General features: G+C 67.9%; 21 protein-coding genes. 5 read left to right on the forward strand and 16 right to left on the reverse strand.

Features of this window, described 5'->3' with window-relative positions; genetic code table 11:
* Positions 1-253 precede the first annotated feature (253 nt).
* Entirely contained in the window at positions 254-439 is a 186-nt protein-coding gene (locus VV867_RS17710; protein ID WP_109937378.1) for a hypothetical protein, read from the forward strand.
* A gap of 72 nt (positions 440-511) precedes the next feature.
* Here VV867_RS17710 and VV867_RS17715 read toward each other — a convergent pair whose 3' ends face one another.
* Positions 512-1,018, reverse strand: coding sequence for a macro domain-containing protein (locus VV867_RS17715; protein WP_109937094.1), 507 nt, complete (start codon positions 1,016-1,018; stop codon positions 512-514).
* A gap of 231 nt (positions 1,019-1,249) precedes the next feature.
* On the opposite strand from VV867_RS17715, the gene VV867_RS17720 reads away from it, so the two are divergent.
* On the forward strand, positions 1,250-1,471 hold the full coding sequence (locus VV867_RS17720) for a hypothetical protein (RefSeq protein ID WP_109937093.1): 222 nt from the start codon (positions 1,250-1,252) through the stop codon (positions 1,469-1,471).
* Between the two features lie 98 nt (positions 1,472-1,569).
* Positions 1,570-2,541, forward strand: coding sequence for a magnesium and cobalt transport protein CorA (locus VV867_RS17725; protein WP_109937092.1), 972 nt, complete (start codon positions 1,570-1,572; stop codon positions 2,539-2,541).
* 168 nt (positions 2,542-2,709) lie between these two features.
* Here the strand turns inward: VV867_RS17725 and VV867_RS17730 are convergent, their stop codons facing one another.
* The 3 genes from VV867_RS17730 to VV867_RS17740 all read right to left on the reverse strand — a co-directional run bounded on the left by VV867_RS17730 (position 2,710) and on the right by VV867_RS17740 (position 7,553).
* A complete protein-coding gene (locus VV867_RS17730) occupies positions 2,710-3,447 on the reverse strand; it encodes an amidotransferase (RefSeq protein WP_089394644.1) in 738 nt (245 codons plus the stop codon).
* A 727-nt stretch (positions 3,448-4,174) separates the two neighbouring features.
* On the reverse strand, positions 4,175-6,331 hold the full coding sequence (locus VV867_RS17735) for a 3-hydroxyacyl-CoA dehydrogenase NAD-binding domain-containing protein (RefSeq protein ID WP_328567139.1): 2,157 nt from the start codon (positions 6,329-6,331) through the stop codon (positions 4,175-4,177).
* 16 nt (positions 6,332-6,347) lie between these two features.
* The gene (locus tag VV867_RS17740) at positions 6,348-7,553 is read right to left on the reverse strand and encodes an acetyl-CoA C-acetyltransferase (protein WP_328567140.1); all 1,206 of its coding nucleotides are present in this window, start codon (positions 7,551-7,553) and stop codon (positions 6,348-6,350) included.
* 673 nt (positions 7,554-8,226) lie between these two features.
* Between VV867_RS17740 and VV867_RS17745 the strand changes: the two genes are divergently transcribed.
* Positions 8,227-9,027, forward strand: a complete 801-nt coding sequence (locus VV867_RS17745; protein WP_109937089.1) for a c-type cytochrome — start codon at positions 8,227-8,229, stop codon at positions 9,025-9,027.
* Positions 9,028-9,117: 90 nt separating this feature from the next.
* On the opposite strand, the gene VV867_RS17750 is transcribed toward VV867_RS17745, so the two are convergent.
* The 10 genes from VV867_RS17750 to VV867_RS17795 form a co-directional block, all read right to left on the reverse strand.
* Positions 9,118-9,333, reverse strand: coding sequence for a TOBE domain-containing protein (locus VV867_RS17750; protein WP_089394640.1), 216 nt, complete (start codon positions 9,331-9,333; stop codon positions 9,118-9,120).
* Between the two features lie 48 nt (positions 9,334-9,381).
* Positions 9,382-10,191, reverse strand: a complete 810-nt coding sequence (ssuB, locus tag VV867_RS17755) for an aliphatic sulfonates ABC transporter ATP-binding protein (protein WP_109937088.1) — start codon at positions 10,189-10,191, stop codon at positions 9,382-9,384.
* Complete coding sequence (gene ssuC / locus VV867_RS17760) at positions 10,188-10,982, reverse strand: aliphatic sulfonate ABC transporter permease SsuC (RefSeq protein ID WP_043272099.1); 795 nt, start codon at positions 10,980-10,982, stop codon at positions 10,188-10,190. The genes ssuB and ssuC overlap by 4 nt, the downstream gene beginning before the upstream one ends.
* Positions 10,983-11,045: 63 nt before the next feature.
* Positions 11,046-12,194: an FMNH2-dependent alkanesulfonate monooxygenase gene (ssuD, locus tag VV867_RS17765; protein WP_089394637.1), complete on the reverse strand. Its 1,149-nt coding sequence runs from the start codon at positions 12,192-12,194 to the stop codon at positions 11,046-11,048.
* Positions 12,195-12,363: 169 nt separating this feature from the next.
* Entirely contained in the window at positions 12,364-13,329 is a 966-nt protein-coding gene (locus VV867_RS17770; protein ID WP_328567141.1) for a sulfonate ABC transporter substrate-binding protein, read from the reverse strand.
* A gap of 168 nt (positions 13,330-13,497) precedes the next feature.
* A complete protein-coding gene (gene ssuE, locus VV867_RS17775; RefSeq protein WP_109937085.1) occupies positions 13,498-14,091 on the reverse strand; it encodes an NADPH-dependent FMN reductase in 594 nt (197 codons plus the stop codon).
* Between the two features lie 196 nt (positions 14,092-14,287).
* Positions 14,288-15,037 (reverse strand): ABC transporter ATP-binding protein, encoded by a 750-nt coding sequence (locus VV867_RS17780; protein WP_109937084.1) that lies wholly within the window; start codon positions 15,035-15,037, stop codon positions 14,288-14,290.
* On the reverse strand, positions 15,034-15,861 hold the full coding sequence (locus tag VV867_RS17785) for an ABC transporter permease (protein WP_328567172.1): 828 nt from the start codon (positions 15,859-15,861) through the stop codon (positions 15,034-15,036). The genes VV867_RS17780 and VV867_RS17785 overlap by 4 nt, the downstream gene beginning before the upstream one ends.
* Positions 15,862-15,870: 9 nt before the next feature.
* Positions 15,871-16,878, reverse strand: coding sequence for an aliphatic sulfonate ABC transporter substrate-binding protein (locus tag VV867_RS17790; protein WP_328567142.1), 1,008 nt, complete (start codon positions 16,876-16,878; stop codon positions 15,871-15,873).
* 179 nt (positions 16,879-17,057) lie between these two features.
* A complete protein-coding gene (locus tag VV867_RS17795) occupies positions 17,058-17,696 on the reverse strand; it encodes a peroxiredoxin (RefSeq protein WP_109937083.1) in 639 nt (212 codons plus the stop codon).
* A gap of 234 nt (positions 17,697-17,930) precedes the next feature.
* On the opposite strand from VV867_RS17795, the gene VV867_RS17800 reads away from it, so the two are divergent.
* Positions 17,931-18,140 (forward strand): DUF6316 family protein, encoded by a 210-nt coding sequence (locus VV867_RS17800; RefSeq protein ID WP_009618794.1) that lies wholly within the window; start codon positions 17,931-17,933, stop codon positions 18,138-18,140.
* Between the two features lie 456 nt (positions 18,141-18,596).
* Here the strand turns inward: VV867_RS17800 and VV867_RS17805 are convergent, their stop codons facing one another.
* Positions 18,597-19,781, reverse strand: coding sequence for a thiolase family protein (locus tag VV867_RS17805; protein WP_275626957.1), 1,185 nt, complete (start codon positions 19,779-19,781; stop codon positions 18,597-18,599).
* Positions 19,782-19,949: 168 nt separating this feature from the next.
* Entirely contained in the window at positions 19,950-26,855 is a 6,906-nt protein-coding gene (locus tag VV867_RS17810; RefSeq protein WP_328567143.1) for a retention module-containing protein, read from the reverse strand.
* Positions 26,856-26,955 lie beyond the last annotated feature (100 nt).

Below are 26,955 nucleotides of genomic sequence, written 5' to 3' on the forward strand. Positions count from 1 at the left end.
GCCTAATACATAGATGCAATCGGGTTCCTCTGTTCAAAAGCGGGTTGACGGTGGGGGTGAGTCCATACATAGGAGCGCGCCCTGCGCGCGATTTCGCGGGCAGGGCCCGCTCCTACGGGTCGTGCCTTCCCATACCCCTCGAATAGTTACGAAAAAGGCAAAACTGATTAAGCCCGTTCGGTCTTTTTCAAAAATTATTGCGCGTTAACCTATTGATGAACCCACAGGAAAAGCAACCAACGAGGTGTTCATCATGAAACTGCAACTGATCGCCACTGCCCTCCTCGCCAGCGCCACCCTGCTCGGCGCCCAGGCCGGCTTCGCCGAAGAATCGCCGCTGATGCAGAACCGTATGGTCAACCTGAACCAGGCCGCCCTGCAGCACAAGGCCGAGCAGACCGCCCACCAGCAGCACGACGCCCCGGCCCACCAGGGCTGACCGGCCGCCCGCCGGCACTCCGACGGCCCCGCACGCCCCGCTTCCGGGACGCGCCAGGCCGCCGGCCGCGCCTCAGCCGAGTTTCTCGTCGGCAGCCACGCCCTTGCGATAGACCGCATAGACCAGCACCGGGATGTCCAGATGGCCGAGATACCTGTCCAGCAACGGTCGCACATCCTTCCAGTCCAGCCCGCCGACGCCAGTGGCCAGGCAGGGCAGCGCCAGGCTGCGGACTCCCTCCCCCTCGACGAACTTCGCCAGCTCCCGCAGGCAGTGCCCGACGTTCTCCAGGCTGGCCTTGGCCGGCTTGGCGCTGCGCCCGCTGCCCTGCATGTCCTGGGTCAGCAGGTTGACGATGCCGCGGGTCGAACCATCGGCGTCCACCCCCGACCAGGCCCAGATGGAACCCGGCGCGGGCGCCGAGGCGTGGGCCGCATGACGGTAGTCGCGGACCAGCGACGGCCAGCGCTCGCGCAGGGCCAGGGCCAGGCCGCTGTCGAACGGGTCCTGGGGCGCGATGCCATGGGCGATGACCTGGGCCTTGCTCAGCAGAATGTCGCCTTCAACTTCTCGGATCATGAATCTTTCCTTGCTCGGTGGGGTACCTCGGAAGCCTTGTCTTGCGCTCCCGTCTATCTTCACGTTACGCCTGGCCGCACCGCGGACCTTGACCCGCATCAAGGCCGCATCCCCCTCGCGGCGCGGGGCGAAACATCAATTCCACCGATAGTTGAAAGCAACGAACATCGTTATTCCATCGACGAGACTGCTGGGAAACTGGCCGCAATCCCACTTCCGGCAGCCATCGCCATGCACCGCTCCACCGCCCGTACCCTGCGCAACGGCGCCCTCGCCAGCATCGGCCTGTACAGCATCCTGGTGCTCGTGGCGCTGGCCCTGAGTGGCGGCTTCCAGGGCAGCCGCAACGTCCAGCCGGAAGGCGTGGACAAGAACGCGCTGTTCCAGCGCTTCAACCAGGTGCTGCCCAACGCCCTGGCGGTCCTGCAGCAGAGCCTGCGCCCGCACTCCTGAGCCCCGCGCTGGCGGCCTGCGCCAGCTTGCCCATACTTTGCAGATCGCCGCCGGTGCCCGCCGGCACCGCCCGCCTCCGCCTGCCGGGAGAACGCGCCATGGGTCGAGTCGTCGCATCCGCCGTCTACTGCAAGGGCAAGAAGGTCGCCGATATCCCGCTGGAGGCGGGCTATCGCTGGGCCTGCCAGCCCGACCACTTCGTCTGGACCGGCCTGCAGGAACCCACGCCGGAAGAGCTGATGAACCTGCAGAAGCAGTTCAACCTGCACGAGCTGGCCATCTCCGACGCCCTGGAGAAGCACAGCCGGCCGAAGCTGGAGACCTTCGGCGACGCGCTGTTCATGGTGATCTACTCGCCGGTGCGCGCGGACAGCCGGCTGATGTTCGTGGAAACCCACCTGTTCGCCGGCATCGGCTACATCATCAGCGCCCGCCACGGCTTCTCGCAGTCGTACTCGCAGGTGCGCCAGCGCTGCGAGGCGCGCCCGCTGCTGCTGGCCCACGGCACCGACTTCGTGCTCTACGCCCTGCTCGACTTCGTGGTCGGCAACTACGAACCGGTGGTGGAGGAAATCCGCGGCGAGATCGAGGTGCTGGAGCAGCGCGCCCTGCGCACCTCGCTGAGCCAGGAGGAGATCGAGCGCATCTACGGCCTGCGCCGCGAGGTGCTCAAGCTGCGCCACTACGCGGCGCCCATGGTGGAAATCTGCCAGGAGCTGCAGCGCCTGGACTTCCCCTTCATCGACAAGCAGATGCGCCCGTACTTCCGCGACGTGGCCATCCACGTCAACCGCCTGCTGGAAGACCTCAACTCGCTGCGCGACATCGCCAGCCAGACCATCGAGGTCGGCCTGCTGCTGGAGTCCTCGCGGCAGAGCGTGGTGCAGCGCAAGTTCGCCGCCTGGGCGGCGATCCTCGGCTTGCCCACCGCGGTGGCCGGCATCTACGGGATGAACTTCGAGTACATCCCGGAGCTGCACTGGCACTACGGCTACTTCCTGGTGATGGGCCTGCTGGTGATCGGCTGCATCGGGCTGTACGTCAGCTTCAAGCAGGCGGATTGGCTCTGACCTGCCGGCCGCGCCGAAGCGCTTGCATACCTGTAGGAGCGGATTTATCCGCGATGGGCCTGGCACCGCCGGGTAGCTGGATCGCGGACGGAGTCCGCTCCTACGCTCGAGTTCCGACGTGAATGAAAACGCCGCTCCGGGGAGCGGCGTTGGTGGGGCGCGGCGGACTCAGGCGGCGTTCTGCTCGTCCTTCTTACGGCCCAGCTGGACGAAGCGCATCATCCACTCCGCCACCGTGGCGCCCTGATGCTCGCGGTCGAGGCTGTCGACGCCCTTCTGGTACACCGGTTCGCTGAAGATCTCCCGGCGCAGGTCGAGGATCGCCTGGGAGTAGTCGGCGACGAACTCCGGGTGGCCCTGGAAGCACAGCACCTGGTCGCCGATGGCATAGGCGGCGTTCGGGCAGAAGTCGCTGCTGGCGATGCGCCGGGCGCCCTCGGGCAGCCGGGTGACCTGGTCCTGATGGCTGACCAGCAGGGTCAGGTCGTCCAGTGCCGGCTGCATCCACTGCGGCTGTTCCTCGATGCGGTAGTCGTGGATGCCCACGCCCCAGCCCTGGTCGGCGCGCTCGGTCTTGCCGCCGAGCAGCAGGGCCAGCAATTGGTGGCCGAAGCACACGCCCAGCAGCTTGTCGCCGCGCTCGTAGCGGGTCAGCAGGTAATCCTTGAGCTTGCGGATCCAGGGTTCGTCGCCGAAGGAGTCGTACTTGCTGCCGGTCACCAGGTAGGCGTCGTAGTGCTCGCTGTCGGGCGGGTAATGGCCCTCCACCACGTTGTACACCTTGAACTCGGCGGGCACCGGTTGCTTGGCGAACAGCTGCTGGAACATCCAGCCGTAGCCGGTGTACTGGTCGATCAGCTCGGGACGCAGGATATCGGTTTCCAGAATGCAGATTTGCAGCGACATGTAGTGGTGGGTTCCTGATGTTAAGCGGGCACGAACGCGCGTTTTCTTAACAAACTGCACGCTCCGTGAAAACTACACACTGTTTTTTCACGATACAAGATGGCAAAGCCATTCCATGCGTCGGAATTTCAGGGGAAATACCCGAAAAAACGCCGCGCATCAATGCCGGCGGGAACGATGGCGACCGACTGCTCAGCCGCCCCGCGCCATCGCCTGTGCCTGCGCCGTCTCCAGCACCCAGGCGTACTCGCCCTGCAGGTTGCCCAGGGCCATGGCGTGGACCTGCCCGGCGCTGTGCGCCGCGGTGTTGGGTCGTCGGGCATGGCGGGTCCGGAGGCGATGGGTTTCGCTGCGCTCTACGCCATCCTACGGTGCTTGCCGGCAAGAAAAAACCGGCCGTGGGGGGGCGGTTTTGCTGCATTGGCGTTTTTCGTAGGAGCGAGCTTGCTCGCGAACGTGCTACCCGGTGGCTCCGCTGCCAAGCCCACCTCTGTTCCCTCTCCCTAACCCTCTCCCTGAAGGGAGAGGGGACCGTTCGGTGCGGTCTGGTTTTCCCGAGTCAGCCGGCAGCCTTGGTGGTTTCCGGAGGAAACCATTCCTTCTCTCGGCACGGTCTAGCCCCCTCTCCCTTCAGGGAGAGGGCTGGGGAGAGGGGCAGAGTCAATCCAATGCACCATAGCTGCCGGGAAATGCCGTTCGCGAGCAAGCTCGCTCCTACGAAAGTCCCTCAGAAGGCCTCGCCGCGTGCCGCCTTGTCCAGCAACAGCGCCGGCGGCTCGAAGCGCTCGCCGTACTGCTCGGCCAGGTACTGGGCGCGGGCGATGAAGTCCTGCAGGCCGTACTGGTTGATGAACTGCAGCGCGCCGCCGCTCCAGGCGGCGAAGCCGATGCCGAAGATCGAGCCGATGTTGGCGTCGGCGGTGGAGCGCAGCACGCCCTCCTCCACGCAGCGCACCGTCTCGATGGCCTGGACGAAGAGGATGCGGTCGCGCACGTCCTCGGCCGGGATCATCCCGTCGGCCTTTTCGAAGTGCTGCTTCAGTTCCGGCCACAGGTGCTTCCTGCCGTTGGCCGGGTACTCGTAGAAGCCGCCGCCGGCCGCCTTGCCCGGGCGCTTGTACTCGTTGAGCATCAGGTCGACCACGGCGAAGGCCGGGTGCCGCGGCAGGGCCTTGCCCTCGGCTTCCAGGTCCTTGCGGGTCTGCTCGCGGATGTGGCTCATCAGGCTCAGCGAGACTTCGTCGCTGATCGCCAGCGGGCCCACCGGCATGCCGGCCTGGCGCGCCTGGTTCTCTATCATCGCCGCCGGCACGCCTTCGCCGAGCATGGCCAGGCCCTCGTTGGTGAAGGTGCCGAACACCCGCGAGGTGAAGAAGCCGCGGCTGTCGTGGACCACGATCGGGGTCTTCCTGATCTGCAGCACGTAGTCGAAGGCGCGGGCCAGGGTGGCGTCGTCGGTCCTCTCGCCGCGGATGATCTCCACCAGCGGCATCTTGTCCACCGGGCTGAAGAAGTGCAGGCCGATGAACTTCTGCGGCTGCGCCACGGCCTGGGCCAGGCCGGTGATCGGCAGGGTCGAGGTGTTGGAGGCGATCACCGCGTCGGGCAGCGCGGCTGCCTCGGCGGCGGCGGTGACCTTGCCCTTGAGCACGCGGTCCTCGAACACCGCCTCGATGACCAAGTCGCAGCCCTCGAAGTCGGCGTCACTGGCGCTGGGCTTGATGCGGGCGAGGAAGGCGTCGCGCTTCTCGGCGGTCATCTGGCCCTTGCCGACCTTCTTGTCCAGCAGCGCGGCCGAGTAGGCCTTGCCCTTCTCCGCCGCCTCGATGGAGACGTCCTTGAGCACCACCTCGATGCCGGCCGCGGCCGAGACGTAGGCGATGCCCGCGCCCATCATGCCGGCGCCGAGTACCCCGACCTTCTTCGTCTGGTACTGCGGGTAGCCCTGGGGGCGCGATTTGCCGGCGTTGATCTCGTTGAGCTGGAACCAGAAGGTGCCGATCATGTTCTTCGCCACCTGGCCGGTGGTCAGCTCGGTGAAGTAACGCGCCTCGATCAGCTGCGCGGTGTCGAAGTCGACCTGGGCGCCCTCGACCGCGGCGCACATGATCTTCTCCGGCGCCGGGAAGCAGCCCTTGGTCTTGTCGCGCAGCACCGAGGGGGCGATGGCCAGCATCTGCGCCACGTTGGGGCTGGACGGGGTGCCGCCGGGAATCTTGTAGCCGGCGCTGTCCCAGGGCTGCTTGGCGTTGGGATTGGCGGCGATCCACTCGCGGGCCTTGGCCAGCATCTCCTCGCGGCTGCCGGCCAGCTGGTGGATCAGCCCGGCCTTGAGCGCCTGCTCCGGGCGCACCTTCTTGCCTTCGGCGAGGTACGGCAGGGCCTTCTCCAGGCCCAGCAGGCGCACCATGCGCACCACCCCGCCGCCGCCGGGCAGCAGGCCCAGGGTGACTTCCGGCAGGCCCAACTGCACGTGGCTTTCGTCCAGGGCGATGCGGTGGTGGCAGGCCAGGCAGATTTCCCAGCCGCCGCCCAGCGCCGCGCCGTTGATGGCGGCCACCACCGGCTTGCCGAGGGTCTCCAGGCGACGCAGTTGGCCCTTGAGCACCAGGATGCCTTCGTAGAAGGCCTGGGCGTCGGCCTTGGTGACCTTGATCAGTTCGTTGAGGTCGCCGCCGGCGAAGAAGGTCTTCTTCGCCGAAGTGAGGATCACGCCGGCGATGGCGTCCTTCTCGGCCTCCAGGCGGGCGACGGTGGCGGCCATGGCCTCGCGGTAGACCGCGTTCATGGTGTTGGCGCTCTGGCCGGGCATGTCCATGGTCAGGACGACGATGTTGTCCTGGCCCTTCTCGTACTGAAAAGCGTAGCGGATGGCGTCGGTCATTTCTTGTTCTCCGGCCTCAAACCCTTTCGATAATCGTCGCGATACCCATGCCGCCGCCCACGCAGAGGGTGGCCAGGCCGTAGCGCAGGTTGCGCCGCTCCAGTTCGTCGAGCAGGGTGCCGAGGATCATGCAGCCGGTGGCGCCCAGGGGGTGGCCCATGGCGATGGAGCCGCCGTTGACGTTGACCTTGCCCTCGGGCACGCCCATGTCCTTCATGAACTTCATCACCACCGAGGCGAAGGCCTCGTTGACCTCGAACAGGTCGATGTCGTCGACGCGCAGGCCGGCCTTGGCCAGGGCCTTGCGGGTGGCCGGCGCGGGGCCGGTGAGCATGATGGTCGGGTCGGTGCTGGTGACCGCGGTGGCGACGATCCGCGCGCGGGCGTTCAGGCCCAGCTCGCGGCCCTTGGCCTCGGAGCCGATGAGCATGGCGGCGGCGCCGTCGACGATGCCCGAGCTGTTGCCCGGGGTGTGCACGTGCTCGATGCGCTCGACGTAGCTGTACTTGCGCAGGGCGGTGGCGTCGAAGCCCATCTGGCCCATCATCTCGAAGCTCGGCTTGAGCGCGCCGAGGCCTTCCAGGGTGGAGTCGGCGCGGATGAATTCGTCGTGGTCGAGCAGGACGATGCCGTTCTGGTCGGTGACCGGCACCAGGGATTTCGCGAACAGCCCCTCGGCGCGGGCCTTGGCGGCCTTCTGCTGGGAGCGCAGGGCGAAGGCGTCGACGTCGGCGCGGCTGAAGCCTTCCAGGGTGGCGATCAGGTCGGCGCCGATGCCCTGGGGCACGAAGCTGGCGTGCAGGTTGGTTTCCGGGTCCAGCGCCCAGGCGCCGCCGTCCGAGCCCATGGGCACGCGCGACATGGACTCCACGCCGCCCACCAGCACCAGGTCCTCGAAGCCCGAGCGCACCTTCATCGCGCCCAGGTTCACGGCCTCCAGGCCCGAGGCGCAGAAGCGGTTGATCTGCACGCCCGCCACCTGCTCGTCCCAGTCGGCCACCAGCGCGACGGTCTTGGCGATGTCGGCGCCCTGGTCGCCCACCGGCGTCACGCAGCCCAGGACGATGTCGTCGACCTGGGCGGTGTCCAGCTGGTTGCGCCGCTGCACCGCGCGCAGCAGGCCGGCCATCAGGTTGACCGGCTTGACGCTGTGCAGCGCGCCGTCCTTCTTGCCCTTGCCGCGGGGCGTGCGCACCGCGTCGTAAATCAATGCTTCGGTCATGGCGTTCTCTCTTGGAGTGCTCTTTTGGCGTAGAGGTCACGCAGGCAGCGTGTCGGCCTACCTTAACCGCGTGGCGACGGCCGGCAATGACCGGATCGCTCAGGCGGATTGACTCCCGCGCTCAGCCCAGGCGACCGGCGGTCGCCTGGCGCACCGCTCTGGGCGGCGCTCCGACGGGCGGTCGGATGGGCGGTCGGGCCGCAGGCCAGAGCCGTCACCGCCTTGTCATATAGATGGAATATGCCTGGAACCATAGGATTTGCTGCCAGATCGTCTAAGCCCGCGCCAGCCGGGGCTTAGACTGAAATTTCACAGTACCTATGGGACGTCGCTGCCGGGTCTTGCCGGGGTGGCCGGTATGCAAAGCCAAGGTCGCAGCCACCCGCGCCGGGCCGTAACGAGCGCGCGGGGGCAGGCCAACAACAAGAAAGGCGGAAGAACATCATGATGGATCAACAACCGAAGAAATGGCGGCAGGCCAGCCTGATCGTCTTCGTTACCGCAGTGGTGCTCATCATCCCCAACCTCAGTCGCCTGGTCGGCTAGCCAACCGTCCGCCTGCTGCTGCGAAGCCGGCGTCGCCCGAGGGGCCGCGGCCCTCGCAGCACAGGTGGCAGTGCCGTTCGTCGGCATCCTCTGCTATGTTTGCGCAGCCCATCGCTGGAGCCCGCCCATGCGCTTCATCCTGCCGCTGCTGATCCTGCTCTGCCCCACCGTATTCGCCGCCGAACTCACCCTGGAGCTGCCCACCGGCACGCGCACGCTGAGCAGCGCGCAACTGCTGTCCAACGCCCAGGCGCGCAGCATCGAGATCAAGGACGACGTGGCCTACAAGCGCACCATGCACTACCGCGCGGTGCCGCTGGCGGCGCTGCTGGAGGGCGTGGACGGCCGCGCCCACGTGCAGGCCGTGGCGCTGGACGGCTTCGCCGCCGAACTGCCGGCCGCGCCGCTGCTGCAGAAGGAAGGCGCGCGGGCCTGGCTGGCCATCGAGGAAGAGAAGAAACCCTGGCCGCCGCTGGGCCAGGGCAAGCCCTCGGCCGGGCCCTTCTACCTGGTCTGGAGCGACCCGCAGGCCTCGGCCATCGGCCCGGAGCAGTGGCCCTTCCAGGTCAGCACCCTGCGCGTGCTGGACTCGGTGGAAATCCGCTTCCCGGCCCTGCTCCCGGCCAAGGACGCCAGCGCCGACGTGCAGGCCGGCTTCGCCCTGTTCCAGAAGCACTGCCTGGCCTGCCACCGCCTGAACGGCGCCGGCGACGCCCAGTTCGGCCCGGACCTGAACCAGCCCCACAGCCCCACCGAGTACTTCGCCAAGGACTTCCTCCACGCCTACATCCGCGACCCGCAGAGCCTGCGCCGCTGGCCCCAGGCGAAGATGCCCGGCTTCGCCCCGGAAACCCTCAGCGACACCGAGCTGGACCAGCTGATCGACTACCTCGCGCACATGGCGGCGCTGCGCCAGGCGCTGATGTAAGGCCCCGGACGAAAAAAGGCGGACGTCCCCAGGGGGCGTCCGCCTTCTTTTTTTCGCACCCAAGGCAGCGGAAACGCCGCCCCTACCGCCTCACAGCTTGGCGATGGACACCTCGGTGGACTTCACGAAGGCGATCACTTCGCTGCCCACGGCCAGTTCCAGCTCCTTCACCGAGCGGGTGGTGATCACCGAGGTGACGATGCCGGCGGCGGTCTGCACGTCGATTTCCGAGAGCACCGGGCCTTCGATGATTTCCTTCACGGTGCCCTTGAACTGGTTGCGGACGTTGATGGCTTTGATGGTCATGGCGTTTCTCCTATGGGGAATGTCGGTAGTGCACGGATGAACGGTGGATCAGAGCGCCCAGCGCAGTTGCGTGGGCAGTGGGGACACGGGTTCCGGTTCGGGCGGCAGCGGCGGCAGCGCCAGCACGCGGTCGAGCACCTCGGCTTCCAGCGCGGCCAGGCGCGCCGAGCCGCGGGAGCGCGGGCGCGGCAGGTCGACCGTAAGGTCCAGGCCGATCTCGCCCTCCTCGATGAGGATCACCCGGTCGGCGACGGCCACCGCCTCGCTGACGTCATGGGTGACCAGCAGCACGGTGAAGCCATGGCGCTGCCAGAGGTTCTCGATCAGCCGCTGCATCTCGATGCGGGTGAGCGCGTCCAGCGCGCCCAGCGGCTCGTCCAGCAGCAGCAGGCGCGGCCGGTGGATCAGCGCACGGGCCAGGGCCACGCGCTGCTTCTGGCCGCCGGACAGGCTGGCCGGCCATTCCCGGGCGCGGTCGGCCAGGCCCACCGCTTCCAGGGCTTCCAGGGCCTGCTTGCGCCAGTCGCCCTTGAGGCCCAGGCCGACGTTGTCGATCACCCGCTTCCACGGCAGCAGGCGGGCGTCCTGGAACATCAGGCGGGTGCCGTCGCGGGCCTCCTCCAGGGGCGCGGAGCCGGCCAGCAGCTGGCCGTCGCTGGGGGCGTCGAGGCCGGCCAGCAGGCGCAACAGGGTGCTCTTGCCGCAGCCGCTGCGGCCGACGATGGCGACGAACTGGCCGGCGGGGATGCGCAGGTCGATGCCCTTGAGCACCTCGCGCTCGCCGAAGCGCTTGACCACGCCGTCCAGCGCCAGCGGGATGCCCTGCTTGAGGTTCTGCGGTGTGCTGAGCGCATTCATGCCGCACCTCCCTTGGCCTGGTAGGCCGGGTGCCAGCGCAGCCAGACGCGTTCCAGGCCACGGGCGGCGAGGTCGGCGAGCTTGCCCAGCACGGCGTACAGCAGGATCGCCAGGACCACCACGTCGGTCTGCAGGAACTCACGGGCGTTCATCGCCAGGTAGCCGATGCCGGAGCTGGCGGAGATGGTCTCGGCGACGATCAGCGTCAGCCACATGAAGCCCAGGGCGAAGCGCACGCCGACCAGGATCGACGGCAGCGCGCCGGGCAGGATCACCTGGCGGAACAGGGCGAAGCCGGACAGGCCGTAGCTGCGCGCCATTTCCAGCAGCCCCGGGTCGATGTTGCGGATGCCGTGGTAGGTGTTCAGGTAGATGGGGAACAGGGTGCCGAGGGCGACCAGGAAGATCTTCGCCGACTCGTCGATGCCGAACCACAGGATCACCAGCGGGATCAGCGCCAGGTGCGGCACGTTGCGGATCATCTGCACCGAGCTGTCGAGGAAGCGTTCGCCCCACTTCGACAGGCCGGTGACCAGGCCCAGGGCCAGGCCGATGGAGCCACCGATGACGAAGCCGATGGCGGCGCGCCAGGTGCTGATCGCCAGGTGCTGCCAGAGCTCGCCGCTCTTCACCAGTTGGTAGCCGGCTTCCACCACCGCGCTGGGCGCCGGCAGGATGCGGCTGGAGAGGAAGCCCCCCTCCACCGCCACCTGCCAGACCAGCACCAGGGCCACCGGCAGGGCCCAGGGCGCCAGGCGCTGGGCCACTTGGTTGAGAGTATTTGTCTTCATGTCTTGTGCTTCTCCGGGTTGCTCGCGGGGTTCGCGAGCAAGCTCGCTCCTACAAAGTCGACTTCAGCTCTGCGCGGCCTGCTTGGGCAGGATGTCGTTGGCCACCATCTCGCCGAAGGGGCTGACGTAGCCGCGGGCTTCGGGCTGCTGCGGGCGGGCCAGCTGCAGGTGCGGGAACAGCAGTTCGGCGACGCGGTAGGACTCTTCCAGGTGCGGGTAGCCGGAGAAGATGAAGGTGTCGATGCCGAGGTCGGCGTATTCCTGCACCCGCGCGGCCACGGTCGGGCCGTCGCCGACCAGCGCGGTGCCGGCGCCGCCGCGCACCAGGCCGACGCCGGCCCAGAGGTTCGGCGAGACTTCCAGGTTGTCCTTGCTGCCGCCGTGCAGGGCGGCCATGCGCTGCTGGCCCACCGAGTCGAAGCGGGCCAGCGAGGCCTGGGCGCGGTCGATGGTGTCCTGGTCGAGGTGGCTGATCAGGCGGTCGGCGGCCTTCCAGGCTTCCTCGTTGGTTTCACGCACGATCACGTGCAGGCGGATGCCGAAGCGCACGCTGCGGCCGTGCTTCGCGGCCTTCTCGCGGACCTGGGCGATCTTCTCGGCCACCGCGGCCGGCGGCTCGCCCCAGGTCAGGTACAGCTCGACCTGTTCGGCGGCGAGGTCCTGGGCGGCTTCCGAGGAGCCGCCGAAGTACAGCGGCGGGCGCGGCTGCTGGATCGGCGGGTAGAGCAGCTTGGCGCCCTGTACCTGGATGTGCTTGCCGGGGTAGTCCACGGTCTCGCCTTCCAGCACGCGGCGCCAGATGCGGGTGAATTCGACGGAGGCCTCGTAGCGCTCCTCGTGGTTCAGGTGCAGGCCGTCGCCGGCCAGCTCGTCCGGGTCGCCGCCGGTGACCAGGTTGAACAGCGCCCGGCCGCCGGACAGGCGGTCGAGGGTCGCGGCCTGGCGCGCGGCCACGGTCGGCGAGATGATCCCCGGGCGCAGCGCGACCAGGAACTTCAGGCGCTGGGTCACCGGGATCAGCGAGGCGGCGACCAGCCAGGAATCCTCGCAGGAACGCCCGGTGGGGATCAGCACCCCGCCGAAACCGAGGCGGTCGGCGGCCTGGGCCACCTGCTGCAGGTAGCCGTGGTCGACCGCGCGGGCGCCCTCGGCGGTGCCAAGGTAATGGCCGTCGCCGTGGGTGGGAAGGAACCAGAAGATGTTGAGGCTCATCGCTATAACTCCAGAGTGAGCGCGCCGGCGTGGCGTAGCCGCGCGATGATTTGTTTAACGTTCGCAGTTTTTTGTAGGAGCGAGCTTGCTCGCGAACCCGCCCAGCTTCAGAGCGGCAGGGAAATCCGTTCGCGAGCAAGAACTAGGCGTCCCCCTCGCTCCTACAGGTTCAGTTGCTGGTGGCTACCTTGGCCGGCGGCGTCCAGACCACGTCCTTGATGCTCAGGGCCTTGGGAATCAGCTTCAGCTGGGTGAAGATGTCGGCGATCTTCTGCTGCTTGGCCGTCACTTCCGGGGTGATGAACTGCGCGCCGTAGCCCTGGCGCTTGACCGCGGTGAGGGTGATGTCGGCGGGCAGGCCGAGCAGCGGGGCGACCTGTTCGGTGACCTGCTCGGGGTTGTGCTGCGACCACTCGCCCACCGAGCGCACTTCTTCCACCAGGGTGGTCAGCACCTGCGGGTGTTCCTTGGCGTAGGTGCGGGTGGCCAGGTAGAACTGGTGGTTGTCGGCCAGGCCGCGGGCATCGACCAGGGTGCGGGCGTGCAGCTGCTTCTCGGCGGCGGCCTGGTACGGGTCCCAGATCACCCAGGCGTCGACGGCGCCACGCTCGAAAGCGGCACGGGCGTCGGCCGGGGGCAGGTACACCGGCTGGATGTCGCTGTATTTCAGGCCGTTCTCCTCCAGGGCGCGCACCAGCAGGTAGTGCACGTTGGAACCCTTGTTCAGGGCGACCTTCTTGCCCTTGAGCTCGGCCACGGACTTGATGGGGGAATCCTTGGGCAGCAGGATCGCCTCGCTGGTAGGCGCCGGCGGCTCGTTGGCCACGTACACCAGGTCGGCGCCGGCGGCCTGGGCGAACACCGGCGGCGTCTCGCCGGTCACGCCGAAGTCGATGCTGCCGACGTTCAGCCCTTCCAGCAGCTGCGGGCCGCCGGGGAACTCGGTCCACTGCACCTTGATGCCCTGCTCGGCCAGGCGCTTCTCCAGCGTGCCGCGGGCCTTGAGCAGCACCAGGGTGCCGTACTTCTGGTAGCCGATACGCAGGGTACCGGGTCGTTCTTCGGCTTGGGCGCCGTGGGCCAGGGCCGCGATCAGCAGGGCCGCCAGTCCACCACGCAAAGTGAGGTTGCGCATTGCTTGCTCCTTCGTCGTCGTGTGCTCGCCGGACCTGCGCTCCCGTTGGCGGGATGCTGAGGACCTGGTTTCTTGTTGTCTGGCGGACATGCACCTGCCTATTCGAGGCTCGGTAGCGCTCCACGCTTCTTCTTGCAGCTTGCCGCTTGCAGCCTGCAGCCGCCTCTCTCAAATACTCCAGCGCGCCTTCAGCAGCCGCTCGTTGAGCAGGTTCGGATCGATCGGCCGGGGCCGCCGCGCCAGGGCGCCGTGGAACTGTTCAAGGGATTCCAGCAGGCGCTGTTCCAGCACCGGCGCCAGCTGCGCCGGGCTATCGGCCGTGGCGTAGGCGATCTGCGAATCCTCGGCGAACACGCCGTGCAGCATCTCCTGGGCCTTCAGCGCCGCCAGCACCGGCTTGAGCGCGTAGTCCACGGCGAGCATGTGGGCGCTGCTGCCGCCGGTGGCCAGGGGCAGCACCACCTTGTGGCTCAGGGCGCGCTCGGGCAGCAGGTCCAGCAGCACCTTGAGGGCGCCGGCGATGGAAGCCTTGTACACCGGGGTGGCGATCACCAGGCCGTCGGCCCGCGCCACCTGCTCCAGCAGCTCCAGCACCTGGGGGCTGTCGAAGCGGGCATGCAGCAGGTCCTCGGCGGCGAAGTCGCGCACCTGGTAGGAACGCACCTCCACCCCACGCTCGTGCAGCCACTGCCGGGCAACGTCCAGCAGGACCGCGGAACGGGAACGCTGGCTGGGACTGCCGGCGAGGGTGACCACATACATTGCACGCTTCCTTATAACTGAAAGAGCCGGCTTGAAGCCGGCTCGCTAACCAACATGCATAGACCTTAACAGGGGTTTTGATATTCCAATAAATGTTATTTATTCATTTGCTTATAGCTGCAGGATACAAGCGGCAGGCTGCAGGCGGTGCTCGCTCCTGCTTTGGCCTGCAGCCTGCAGCCTGCCGCCTGCAGCCCTAGATGACGTGGGAATGCTGCAACTCCGTCAGCGCCTCCCCCCGCAGATACGCCAGCTCCACCGCGCGGCGGTCGCGGGGGCGTTGCAGGGGGACCGGGAACTCGCGGCGCAGGCGACTCGGGGTGCCGCCCAGGAGCAGCACGCGGTCGCCCAGGTAGAAGGCTTCGTCGAGGTCGTGGGTGACCAGCAGGATGCTGATGTCGTATTCCAGCGCCAGGTCCTGGATCAGGTCCTGCAGGCGCAGGCGGGTGAAGGCGTCCACCGCGCTGAAGGGCTCGTCCAGCAGCAGTACCTGGGGCCGGCCGTAGAGCCCGCGGGCGATGGCCGCGCGCTGGGCCATGCCGCCGGAGAGCTGCTTGGGCAGCAGGCCGCCCTTGCCTTCCAGGCCGACGTCGTGCAGCAGCCGGGCGATACGCGCATCGTCGGCCAGCCAGCCGTCGGCGAAACCGACGTTCTGCGCCACTGTCAGCCAGGGCAGCAGGCGCGGCTCCTGGAACACCACGCCGATGCCGCCGCCGCGGCCGCTCTCGCCGTCCGGGCCGAAGCCCAGCAGCGGGTTGCGCTGCAGCTGCCCGGCGAAATCGGCGTCCAGGCCGGCGGCGATGCGCAGCAGGGTGCTCTTGCCGCAGCCACTGGGGCCCAGCAGGCTGACCACTTCCCCCGGCGCCAGCGCCAGGCTGACGTCGTCGAGCACGCGCAGGCCGTTGAAGCTCTTGCGGATGTTGTTCAGTTCCAGCAGCGCGCTCATGCCCTCTCCTCCAGGCCTTCGAAGCTGTCGCGCCAGGCCAGGGCGCGCCGCTCCACGGCCTTGAGCAGGCCGTCGCTGAGCTTGCCGAGCACGGCCAGCACCAGGATGGCGGCGATGACGATGTCCGGCCGCGAGGTCTCGCGGCCGTCGCTGAGCAGGTAGCCCAGGCCGCGGGTGGCGGCGATCAGCTCGGCGGCGACGAGGAACATCCAGCTCAGGCTGAGGGCGCCGCGCAGCCCGGTGAACAGGCTCGGCAGCGCCGCCGGCAAGAGGATGCGCCGTGCCAGGGCGAAGCTGGACAGGTGGTACAGCCGGCCCAGCTCCACCCACTTGCGGTCCACCCCGCGCACCCCGGCGACCAGCGCCAGGTACACCGGGAAGAAGGCGCCGAGGGCGATCAGCACCACCTTGGGCGTCTCGTCGATGCCCAGCCAGAGCAGCAGCAAGGGCACCCAGGCCAGGCTGGGGATGGCCCGCAGGGCCTGGAAGCTCGGCTCCAGGTAGGCCTCGGCGCGGCGGCTGAGGCCGACCCAGGTGCCGATCACCAGGGCCGCGAAGGAACCGATGGCGAAGCCGCCGGCCACCCGCGCGAGGCTGGCACCGATGTGCTGCCACAGCTCGCCGTGGGCCAGTTGCCAGAGGGTCAGGGCGACGCTGCTGGGCGCCGGCATCTGGTTTTCCGCCAGCCAGCCGGCGCGCACCGCGATCTCCAGCGCGGCGCACAGCAGCAGCGGCAGCACCCAGGCCCGCCAGCGCAGCGGGCGCGGCCGCAACGACAGCACCAGGCGGCGGCTACGGCCAAGGTCGAGGGGCTGGCTGGGCACGTCCATGATTCACTGCGCCCTGGCCAGCGGTTGCTTGCCGATGACCTCGCCGGCCAGTTGCGGGTCGATCAGTTGGTCCACCACCTTGGCCACGTCGGTGCCGGGGCGTACCAGTTGCTCATCCACCAGGATGGGCGCGGCGGCCTTGAGCGCGGCGACCTGCTCGGCGCCGGGCAGCGGCTGGCTGAAGTCGGTGCGCGAGAGCTGCAGCCTGGCGACCTCCAGCGGCAGCCTGGCCTCTTCGGCCAGCAGCCTGGCGGTCTCCTCCGGATGCTCGATGGCCCAGTGGCGGGCCCGCTCGTAGGCGCCGATGACCTGCTTGATCAGTTGCGGCTGCTCGCGGGCGAAGCGCTCGGTGACACTGAGCACGCCATAGCTGTTGAAGTCGACGTTGCGGTACAGCAGGCGCGAGCCGGCCTGCAGCTCGCTGGCCGCCATGTGCGGGTCAAGCCCGGCCCAGGCGTCCACCTGGCCGCGCTCCAGCGCGGTACGGCCGTCGGGGTGCTGCAGGTGGACGATCTCCACGTCGCCCTTGCCCAGGCCGGCGCTCTGCAGGCTGCGCAGCAGGAACAGGTAGGGATCGGTGCCCTTGGTGGCGGCCACCTTGCGGCCCTTGAGGTCGGCCAGGGACTTGAGCGGCGAGTCCTTGGGCACCACCAGCGCGGTCCATTCCGGGCGCGAGGCGATGTACACGGTCTTCAGCGGGCTGCCGTTGGCGCGGCTGAGTACCGCGGCCAGCCCCGCGGTGGAGGCGAAGTCGGTGCTGCCGGCGTTGAGGTATTCCAGCGAGCGGTTGCTGCCCTGGCTGAACACCCAGGGCACCTCGGTGCCCTGGGGCTTGAGCGCCTGCTCCAGCCAGCCGAAGTGCTTGAGCACCAGGCTGGTGGGCGCGTAGTAGGCGTAGTCCAGGCGGACTTCCTTCGGGGTTTCGGCGTGAGCGGCGGAAGTGAAGGCACCGAGCGGCAGACACGCCAGGAGAGCGGCGGTCAGGCTGCGGCGCCAGGTGGACGGACCCATGGTCGATCTCCTTGGCGGCGTGGCTGACGTCTTCTCCCCGTGTGGCGGGCAAGTCAGAGCGGAAAGAAAGCGCGGCGCGGGGCCGGGCGGGAACAGAAAAAAAGGCGGCCGGCGAACCGGCCGAATACCCTACTCGTGGTTTGGAACAGGTGCGGCCGCGCGGGGCAGCCGCGGGAAAATCAGCGGTTGGGCTGCGGCGTCAGGCGCAGGTACGGCTTGACCGCGCGGTAGCCTTTGGGGAAGCGCTGGCGGATTTCGTCCTCGTCCTTCAGCGAGGGCACGATGACCACCTCGTCGCCGTCCTGCCAGTTGCCCGGCGTCGCGACCTTGTGGTTGTCGGTCAGTTGCAGCGAGTCCACCACCCGCAGGATTTCGTTGAAGTTGCGCCCGGTGCTGGCCGGGTAGGTGATGGTCAGGCGCACCTTCTTGTTCGGGTCGATGACGAACAGCGAACGCACGGTCAGGGTGTCGTTGGCGTTCGGGTGGATCAGGTCGTACAGCTCGGAGACCTTGCGGTCGGCATCGGCGATGATGGGGAAGTTGACCACGGTGTTCTGCGTCTCGTTGATGTCGTCGATCCACTTCACGTGGGACTCCACCGGGTCCACCGACAGCGCGATGACCTTGACGCCGCGCTTGGCGAAGTCGTCCTTGAGCTTGGCGGTCAGGCCCAGCTCGGTGGTGCACACCGGGGTGAAGTCCGCCGGGTGGGAGAAGAGGATGCCCCAGCTGTCGCCAAGCCACTCGTGGAAACGGATGCGGCCTTCGCTGGATTCCTGTTCGAAGTCGGGGGCGATGTCGCCGAGACGCAGACTCATGGGTTGGGCTCCTGGTTCGTGTGGGTTCACTATGCACAAGGCCGGAATTCATTAAAAAGAATATATTTTGATTTTCTTATAACCAAACAGATATATAGTCGACCAGCCTCGTGCCGCTGGCCATTGAGCATAGCCGCCAGGGCCCCCGCCGCCGTCCATTCGTCGCCTGCGCCACGCCGCCGCAGGGCCTGGCTACACTGAAATCATTAACCCGCAGGTGTGGGAGGTGTCTTCATGTTCGGTAAAAGAGTGACTGACGGCGAGCCGGGCACCCACTATCGGAGCGACCGGATCAGCGCGGTCAATGGCCAGTATTTCTTCTCGACCCGCGAGGGCACGCTGGAAGGGCCGTTCTTCACCCGCTTCGATGCGGAACGCGAGGTGATGCAGTACATCAGCCGGATGCAGCAGGCCGCCGGGTTGTATGCGCGGGTGGCGCAGTAGGTGTTGTTCGGTTTTTTAGGCGAGTCATGAACCCCGGCCAGGTGCCGGGGTTTTCTTTGGGGGTCTTCCAGGGGCAGGTTCTTTTCGTAGGAGCGAGTTTGCTCGGGAACAGAGTTTCCCGGCGGCATCATCGCTCGGGATTGACTCCGCTCCCTCTCCCCAGCCCTCTCCCTGAAGGGAGAGGGGGCTTGTCCGTGCCGAGAGAAGATTTGGCGTCAGTCGGAAACTTCGCGGTAGCCGGCTAACGCCGAAATACCCGAGCACACCGAACGGTCCCCTCTCCCTTCAGGGAGAGGGTTAGGGAGAGGGGACGGCGTCAACGCTTGCACCGTAGCCGCCGGGAAACTCTGTTCCCGAGCAAACTCGCTCCTACGAAAGCCCCTCCAACGAAAAAAGCCCCGGCATCACTGCCGGGGCTTCGCTATCGGCCCTCTTGCGTGGGGACGGCCGCCAGGCTCAGCGGACCGCTTCGAACAGGCCGGTGGCGCCCATGCCGCCGCCCACGCACATGGTCACGATGCCGTAGCGCAGGTTGCGCCGCTGCAGTTCGCGCACCAGGTGGCCGACCTGGCGCGAGCCGGTCATGCCGAAGGGGTGGCCGATGGAGATGGAGCCGCCGTTGACGTTGTACTTCTCGTTGTCGATGCCCAGGCGGTTGCGTGCGTACAGGCACTGCGAGGCGAAGGCTTCGTTGAGTTCCCAGAGGTCGATGTCGTCGATCTGCAGGCCGCGGGCCTTGAGCAGTTTCGGCACCGAGAACACCGGGCCGATGCCCATCTCGTCCGGCTCGCAGCCGGCCACGGTGAAGCCGCGGAAGAAGGCCCTGGGCTTGAGGCCCAGCTCCAGCGCCTTATCCAGGCTCATCACCAGGGTCATGGAGGCGCCGTCGGAAAGCTGCGAGGCGTTGCCGGCGGTCACCGAGCCGTCCTCGGCGAACACCGGCTTCAGGGAGTTCAGGCCTTCGAGGGTGGTGTCCGGGCGGTTGCAGTCGTCGCGGTCGACCACGCCTTCGACCACCTTCTTCTCGCCGGTGGCCTTGTCTTCCACGGCGTAGCGCACGTTCATCGGCACGATTTCGTCGTCGAACAGGCCCTCGGCCTGGGCGCGGGCGGTGCGCTGCTGGCTCTGCAGGGCGTAGAGGTCCTGTTCCTCGCGGGTGACGTTGTAGCGGCGGGCGACGATCTCGGCGGTCTGCCCCATGGGGTAGTAGATCCCCGGGAATTCCGCTTCCAGGCGCGGGTTGACGAAGTGGTCGGTGTTGCGCGACTTGGCCGTCAGGGTGATGGACTCGACGCCGCCGGCCACGATGATGTCGCTGCAGCCGGAGGCCACCTGGTTGGCGGCGATGGCGATGGCCTGCAGGCCCGAGGAGCAGTAACGGTTGAGGGTCATGCCGGCGACGTGGATGCCCAGCTTCGACAGCACCGCGGCGTTACGGCCGATGTTGTGGCCCTGGGCGCCCTCGTTGGAGCCGGCGCCGACCACGCAGTCGTCCACCAGCAGCGGGTCCAGCCCGTTGCGCGCCAGCAGCGCGTCGATGCAGTGGGCCACCATGTCGTCGGGCCGGGTCATGTTGAACTTGCCGCGGAAGGACTTGGCCAGGCCGGTACGGACGCTGTCGACGATCACCACTTCACGCATGGGAAACCTCGTTGCTTGTTGTTCGATTGGGGAGGTGCAGTCGGCCAAGCATAGGGCGAGCGAATGCCGGGACGCGACGATCATTCATCCCGGATATGCGCTGCCATCCCCCAGCGGATACGCGACCGCCGCCCTGGGGCGGCGGTCGCGGGCGCCCTTGCGGCGCGGTCAGACGGTGTCCACCTTCACCGCGTGGTCGGTCAGCAGGCCATTGAGCACCGTGTGGGTGTCGCCGCTGGAGACGATGGCGCCGCCGCTGTGGCCGGCGTACTTCGCCACCAGGTCGACGTTGACCAGGTCGATGGTCTGGGTGGTCGCGCCCCCCGTCGCGCCCGTGGGGTTCACCGAGATGGTGGTGGTCGCGGTGGTGGCGTTGACCGAGAAGGTCAGGTACTGCGCCAGCGAATCGGCGGTGGCGTGCTCGCCCTGCAGCAGGTCGGCCAGGTTCAGCGAGTCGCCCTCGCCGATGTTGAAGTCCTTGATCACGTCATGCCCGGTCTCGCCCTTCTGCCAGACGAACTGGTCGGCGCCGGCGCCGCCGGTGAGGGTGTCGTCGCCCATGCCGCCGAACAGGATGTCGTTGCCGTCGCCGCCGAGCAGGGTGTCGTTGCCGCCCTGGCCGAACAGCAGGTCGTCGCCCTTGCCGCCTTCGAGGGTGTCGTTGCCGCCGCGGGTATCGCCGGCAACGTTGAGCTCGTAGGCGTGGGCGACGATGTAGTTGGTCAGCTGGCTCTGGGACGGCGCTGCGCCGCCGTTGGCGGCGGTCAGGTAGTCCACCAGGCCCTGGTAGCCGGCGCCGTTGTGGGTGCCGGCGGCATGCCCGGTCCAGCTCAGGGCGTCGGTGTTGATCACGTCGCCGAAGAGGATGTCGTTGCCGTCGCCGCCCACCAGGTGGTCGTGGCCCACCGCCTGCGGCGAGCTGTTGGTGAAGCCTTCCTGCAACGCGGTCTGCAGCTGTTCGGCGGTGTTGATGATCTGCGGCTGGCCGACGTTGGCGGTGAGGTCCGGGGTGTTGCCGGTGAAATGCAGGGTGGCGGTGCCCGTGGTGCTGGTGTTGTCGAAGAACTGCAGGATGCCGCTGTTGATGCCGTCGCCGATGCCGATGGCGTTCACCGACACATGGTCGCTGCCGCTGAGCACGCCGCCGCCGTTGAGCATGCTGTTGGCGACGTCCAGCGCGTCCTTGATGTCGTGGTAGTTGGTGACGGTGCCGCTGTTGCTGCTGTCGCCGATGTAGGTGGTCGGGTTGCCGTCGGTGAGGAAGAACGCCAGGTTGATGTAGTCGTGGGCCGCGTTGGCGCCCCCGGCCACGGTGGCGTTGAACCAGTCGACGGTGGACTTCAGCGCCGCCTCGTAGTTGGTCCCGCCCACGGCGCCGAGGCTGTTGATGGCGCCGATCAGGGTGGCGACGTTGGTGCTGTTAAGGCCGTGCACCTGGGTCAGGGTCGAGCCGTCGGCGAAGGACACCAGGGCCAGGTTGATGGTGCCGTCGTGCCCCTTGATCTGGTTCAGCAGGTTGATCAGCGCTGCCTTGGCCAGGGCCATGCGGCTGAGCCCAGCGGTCCCCGAGGCATCGGCCATGCTGCCGGAGGTATCGATGATCAGCGCGATGTTGTAGTTCTTGCCCGGCACCGTGGTGGTGCTCACCCCGCCCACGTCGCCGATCAGCACGTCGTTGCCGAAGCTGCCGGCGATGGTGCCATGGTCCGGCCCGAGCGGGCTGGGCACGGTGTGGGTGGCGCTGGAGCCGTCGACGTCGCTGGCGTTGCTGCCCACCACCAGGATGGGCGCGCCGTATTTCAGGCAGATGTCGAGGTTGGCCGTGGCGGTGTCGCCGTCGCCATCGACGATGGTGTACTGGAACGACTCGCTGATCTGCCCGCTTTCCGGGAAGCTCACCCCGGCCTTGACCGCATAGGTGTAGTCGCCCATGTGGTGGCCGCCGCCGTCCTTCAGGTACAGCGTCAGGGTGCCGCTGTCGGTGCTGATGGTCAGCAGGCCGCTGCTGGCGTTGTAGCTGCCGGTGGCGTGGCTGGCATTGGGGTCGAGGTTGGTGAGGTTACCGTTGGCATCCACCGCGAAGGTCTCGCCGCCGATGCTCACCTGGGTGATGCGCACGGTGCCGTCGGCGCTGGCCGGCAGGTCGTTGGCCAGCAGGTTGCCGCTGACCGCGTCGAGGTGGCTGAGGTTGACCAGGGTGGCGCTGAGGTCGCCGGGGTCGGTGACGATGACCGGCGTGCCATGGCTGTCCACCCGCACCAGGTCCTGGTCGGTGATGGAGGTGCCGACGCCGACGGCGAAGGCCTCGACGTTGTTGCTGGTGCCGTTGTGCGCGGCGAGGAAGCTCTGCCAGTTGTCCAGCGCGGTGTTGGTGCTACCCGTGGTGGGCTCGCCGTCGGAGATGAAGTACACCCGGTTGATGGCCGAGGGGTCGGCCCCCGGCGCGTTCAGGTCGGCGCTGATGCTGGTCTGGGCGCGCTCCAGGGCGGCCTGGTAGTTGGTGTTGCCGCCGGCCTGCAGGCTGTTGATGGCGTTCACCAGGCTGGTGTAGCCGCTGTCGCCGGCGTCGTCGAAGCTGTAGTGGGTGGCAGCGCTGGCCGAGGAGGCGAAGCTGATCAGCGAGACCTGGACCAGCAGGCCCATGGATGCGTACTCGTGCAGCATGTTGATCAGCGCGGCCTTGGCCTGCGCCAGCTTGCTGCCCTGCATGCTGCCGGAGACGTCGAGCACCAGCGTCAGGTTGACCGCCGGCGGCGGCTGCACCAGCAGGCACGGCGGGTGGTCGTCCACCGCGGTGGGGCCGTCGTCGGCGAAGCCGATCTTGTTGCCCAGGTCGAGAGTCTGGCTGCTGCTGGCCTTGTCGCCATCGTAGTCGGTGATGCTGGCGGTGCCTTCCAGGCCGACCAGCCCGGTCTTCAGCCAGGCCACCTGGCTGTCGTAGTTGCCGGAAGCCCCCGGCCCGTCGTGCTGGATGGCCGAGTACTGGGTGAGGATCACCTTGCCGCCGTTGCCGTCCATGCGCAGGTCGAACACGGTGTTGGCCGCGGTCACGCCCTGCAGGCTGGTGGCGGTGCTGCCGACGATCTTGCCGCCGACGTCGTACAGGTGGATGGTCGCGTTGCCGCTGCTCAGCCCGCTGTCGGCGCCCTGCCCGGCCAGCAGCTTGAGGCTGTAGCTCCAGCTCACCGCGGAGGCCGGGGCGTCGGCGCCGGCACTCTGCGAGGTGATGACGAAGGCGCCGGTGAAGTCGCCGCTGGCGGTGTCGAAGTTCGCGCCAATGGTGTCGGCATCCTGGGTCTGCACCACCACCGCCTGGCCACCCAGGCCAACGCTGATGGACGGGCCGTCGTCGGCGAAGGCCACCTTGTTGCCCAGGTCGAGGGAGGCCGTGGAGCTGGCCTTGTCGCCATCGTAGTCGGCGATGGTCGCGGTAGCGTCCAGGCTCACCAGGCCGGTGCCGAGGAAAGCCTGCTGCGCAGCATAGTTGCCGGTGGCGCCGGGCAGTGCGTGATCGATCTCGGCGTATTGCGTCAGGGTGACGTTGCCGCTGCCATCCACCTTCAGGCTGAAGATGGTGTTGCTGGCGTTTACCCCGCCTTCACTGCTGGCGGTACTGCCGATGATCTGGCCGTTCTGCTCGTACAGGTAGATCTTCTGTCCGGTGCTGTTCAGGCCTGACTGAGTGCCTTCGGCCACGTCCAGTTTCAGCGCATAGCTCCAGCTCACCGAGGCCGGGGTATCGGCGCCGGCGCTTTGCGAGGTGATGGCGAAGGCGGCGGCGAAGCTGGTGGTCGCAGTGTCGAAGTTGCTGCCGATAGTGTCCGCGTCCTGTGTATGCAGCAGCACCGGAGCTTTGCCGCTCAGGTCGATGCAGATGGAGGGGCCGTCGTCGTCGAAGGCCACCTTGCCGCCCAGGTCGATGCTGGCGCTGGACGAGGCCTTGTCGCCGTCGTAGTCAGTAATGGTGGCGGTAGCGTCCAGGCTCACCAGGCCGGTGCCGAGGAAAGCCTGCTGCGCGGCATAGTTGCCGGTGGCGCCCGGCAGCGCGTGGTCGATCTCGGCGAACTGCGTGAGGGTGACGTTGCCGCTGCCGTCCACTTTGAGACTGAAAATGGTGTTGCTGGCGTTCACACCACCTTCACTGCTGGCGGTGCTGCCAACGATCTGGCCGTTCTGCTCGTACAGGTAGATCTTCTGCCCGGTGCTGTTCAGGCCTGACTGGGTGCCCTCGGCCACGTCCAGTTTCAGCGCATAGCTCCAGCTCACCGAAGCCGGCGTATCAGCACCGGCGCTCTGCGAGGTAATGGCGAAGGCGGCGGCGAAGCTGGTGGTCGCAGTGTCGAAGTTGCTGCCGATAGTGTCCGCGTCCTGTGTATGCAGCAACACCGGGGCTTTGCCGCTCAGGTCAATACAGATGGAGGGGCCGTCGTCGTCGAAGGCGACCTTGTTGCCCAGGTCCAGGGACGCCGTGGAGCTGGCCTTGTCACCATCGTAGTCGGTGATGGTGGCGGTAGCGTCCAGGCTCACCAGACCGGTGCCGAGGAAAGCCTGCTGCGCAGCATAGTTGCTGGTGGCGCCGGGCAGTGCGTGATCGATCTCGGCGAACTGCGTGAGGGTGACGTTGCCGCTGCCATCCACTTTGAGACTGAAAATGGTATTGCTGGCGTTCACCCCGCCTTCACTGCTGGCGGTGCTGCCGATGATCTGGCCGTTCTGCTCGTACAGATAAATCTTCTGTCCGGTGCTGTTCAGGCCTGACTGGGTGCCCTCGGCCACGTCCAGTTTCAGCGCGTAACTCCAGCTCACAGAGGCCGGGGTATCGGCGCCGGCGCTTTGCGAGGTGATGGCGAAAGCTGCGGCGAAGCTGGTGGTCGCAGTGTCGAAGTTACTGCCGATAGTGTCCGCATCCTGGGTATGCAGCAGCACCGGGGCATTGCCACTGAGGCCTACGCTGATGCTCGGGCCGTCGTCATCGAAGGCCACCTTGCCGCCCAGGTCGATGCTGGCGCTGGACGAGGCCTTGTCGCCGTCGTAATCGGTGATGGTGGCGGTGGCCTGCAGGCTCACCAGGCCGGTCCCCAGGGGCGCCTGTTGCGCCGCGTAGTCGCTGGTCGAACCCGGCAGCGCATGGTCGATCTCGGCGTACTGGGTCAGGGTGACGTTGCCGCTGCCGTCGACCTTCAGGCTGAAGATGGTATTGCTGGAATCCACTCCGTCTTCGCTGCTGGCGGTGCTGCCGATGATCTGGCCGTTCTGCTCGTACAGGTAGATTTTCTGCCCGGCGCTGTTCAGGCCTGACTGAGTGCCCTCGGCCACGTCCAGTTTCAGCGCATAGCTCCAGCTCACCGTGGCCGGGCCGTCGGCGCCGGCGTTCTGCGAGGTGATGGCGAAGGCCGCGGCGAAGCTGGTGGTGGCGGTGTCGAAGTTGCTGCCGAGGGTGTCGGCGTCCTGGGTCACCAGGCTGCCGAGCTGCGCGGTGCTGGCGCCGATGCCGATGCTCGGCCCGTCGTCGGCGAAGCCGATCCGGCCGCCCAGGTCCAGGTTCTGGCTGGCGCTGGCCGGGTCGCCGTCGCGGTCGGTGATGGTGACGCTGCCCTGCAGCTGCACCAGGTCGTTGCCGAGGGAGACGTGCTGGCTGTCGAAGCCGCTGGTGTCGCCCGGCAGGGCGTGGTCGATGGCGGCGTACTGGGTCAGGGTGACCTTGCCGCTGGCGGCGTCCACCGCCAGGGTGAAGACGGTGTTGGCGCTGCTCACCGCACCGGCGCTGGCGGCCGTGGAGCCCACCACCACGCCGCCGATCAGGTAGAGGTGGATGCCCTGGCCGCCGCTGCTGAGCCCCGAGGCCTCGCCCTGGCTGGTGACGTTCAGGCTGTAGTGCCAGGCCACGCTGCCGGCGCCGTCGGCGCCATAGGCCAGGGTGGCCTTGAAGGCGCTGGCGAAGTCCGCCGAGACGCTCTCGGAGGCGCCGCCGCGGGTGCCCTCGTCATGGCTGAGCAGGCTCGGCGCCTCGCCGCCCAGGGCCAGGCCGGCGGTGGGGCTGTCGTCGTTGACGAGGATGGCCAGGCTGCCGCTGGCGGGCGTGCCGTTGCCGTCGGTCAGGGTGTAGGGGACGCTGAGGGCGATGTCGTCCTCGACACCGTGCTGCGGGTGGTCCAGCGGCTGCTGCAGGACCAGTTCGTAGGTGCCGTTGGCGAGGCTGGTGAGGGTCAGGGTGAAGACCGTCTGGCCATTGGCCGAGGCGGTCAGCACGTGGCCGTCGGGGCTCACGCTGTAGCTCAGGGCCACGCCGCCGGAGGTCAGCGCCGGCAGGCCGGTGGTGCCCCAGGCGAAGCTTCCGGGGCCATCGGGGCCGAAGCTGTAGCCCAGGCTGCCGGAAGCGCTGGCGCCCACGCCGGGCAGGTCGTCGTTGCCCTGGATGCCGCCGGGCAGGCCGTCCTCATCCACCACGGTGGCGGCATTGCCCGCGCTCGGCAGGCCATCGACGGGAGGCGCCGGCGGCTCGGGCGGTGCCGGCGGTTCCGGCGGGGGCGCCGCCTGGGCCTGCTCGGGGCTGGGCACGCCGTCGAACAGCCGCGGGAACAGCGGGCCACTGGCCAGGGGCCCGGTGGGGAAGCCGATGTCCGGATCGACGCGGCCGCCGGTCTCGGTCAGCAGCACGAAGGAGTGCCCGCCGCCGGCCTTGGCGTTGCCGCCGGCGGAGAACGACGGACCGGCCGCGGTGGCCTCGGCGACCTGGCTCGGGTCCTGCCCGGCGGCGATGGCCGCCTGCAGCGCCTTGACGTCGGTGAGGTCCTGCTGGCTGGGCGTGGCCGGGGCCTGCGCCGGCGCGCTGTCCGCGTACTGGTGGTGGGCGGCGGCGACCAGTTGGCTGCTCATCGGCATCGAACTGTCGCGCCCCAGGGTGAGCTCGCCGCCACCGGCGATCGCCACGGCCACGGCACCTTCGTGCCCGGTCACCAGTTGTTCGCCGACGAACAGCTTGTCGCCCTGGTGCAGGATGCGACGCGAACCATCCGCGGCCACGGCGAAGACCTCGCCCACCGCCTTGCTGACGATACCTACCAAGCTGGCCATGACTGCATCCTCCGCTCACCGCCCGGCGCCGCCTCCGGCGGCACCCAAGACCTCCGAGTTGGCCATGCCGTCGATGGCGCGCAGTGATGCGTAGAGGGAA

Origin of the sequence: Pseudomonas sp. JH-2, from assembly GCF_036231725.1 — a bacterium.
GTDB classification, from domain to species: Bacteria; Pseudomonadota; Gammaproteobacteria; order Pseudomonadales; family Pseudomonadaceae; genus Pseudomonas; species Pseudomonas delhiensis.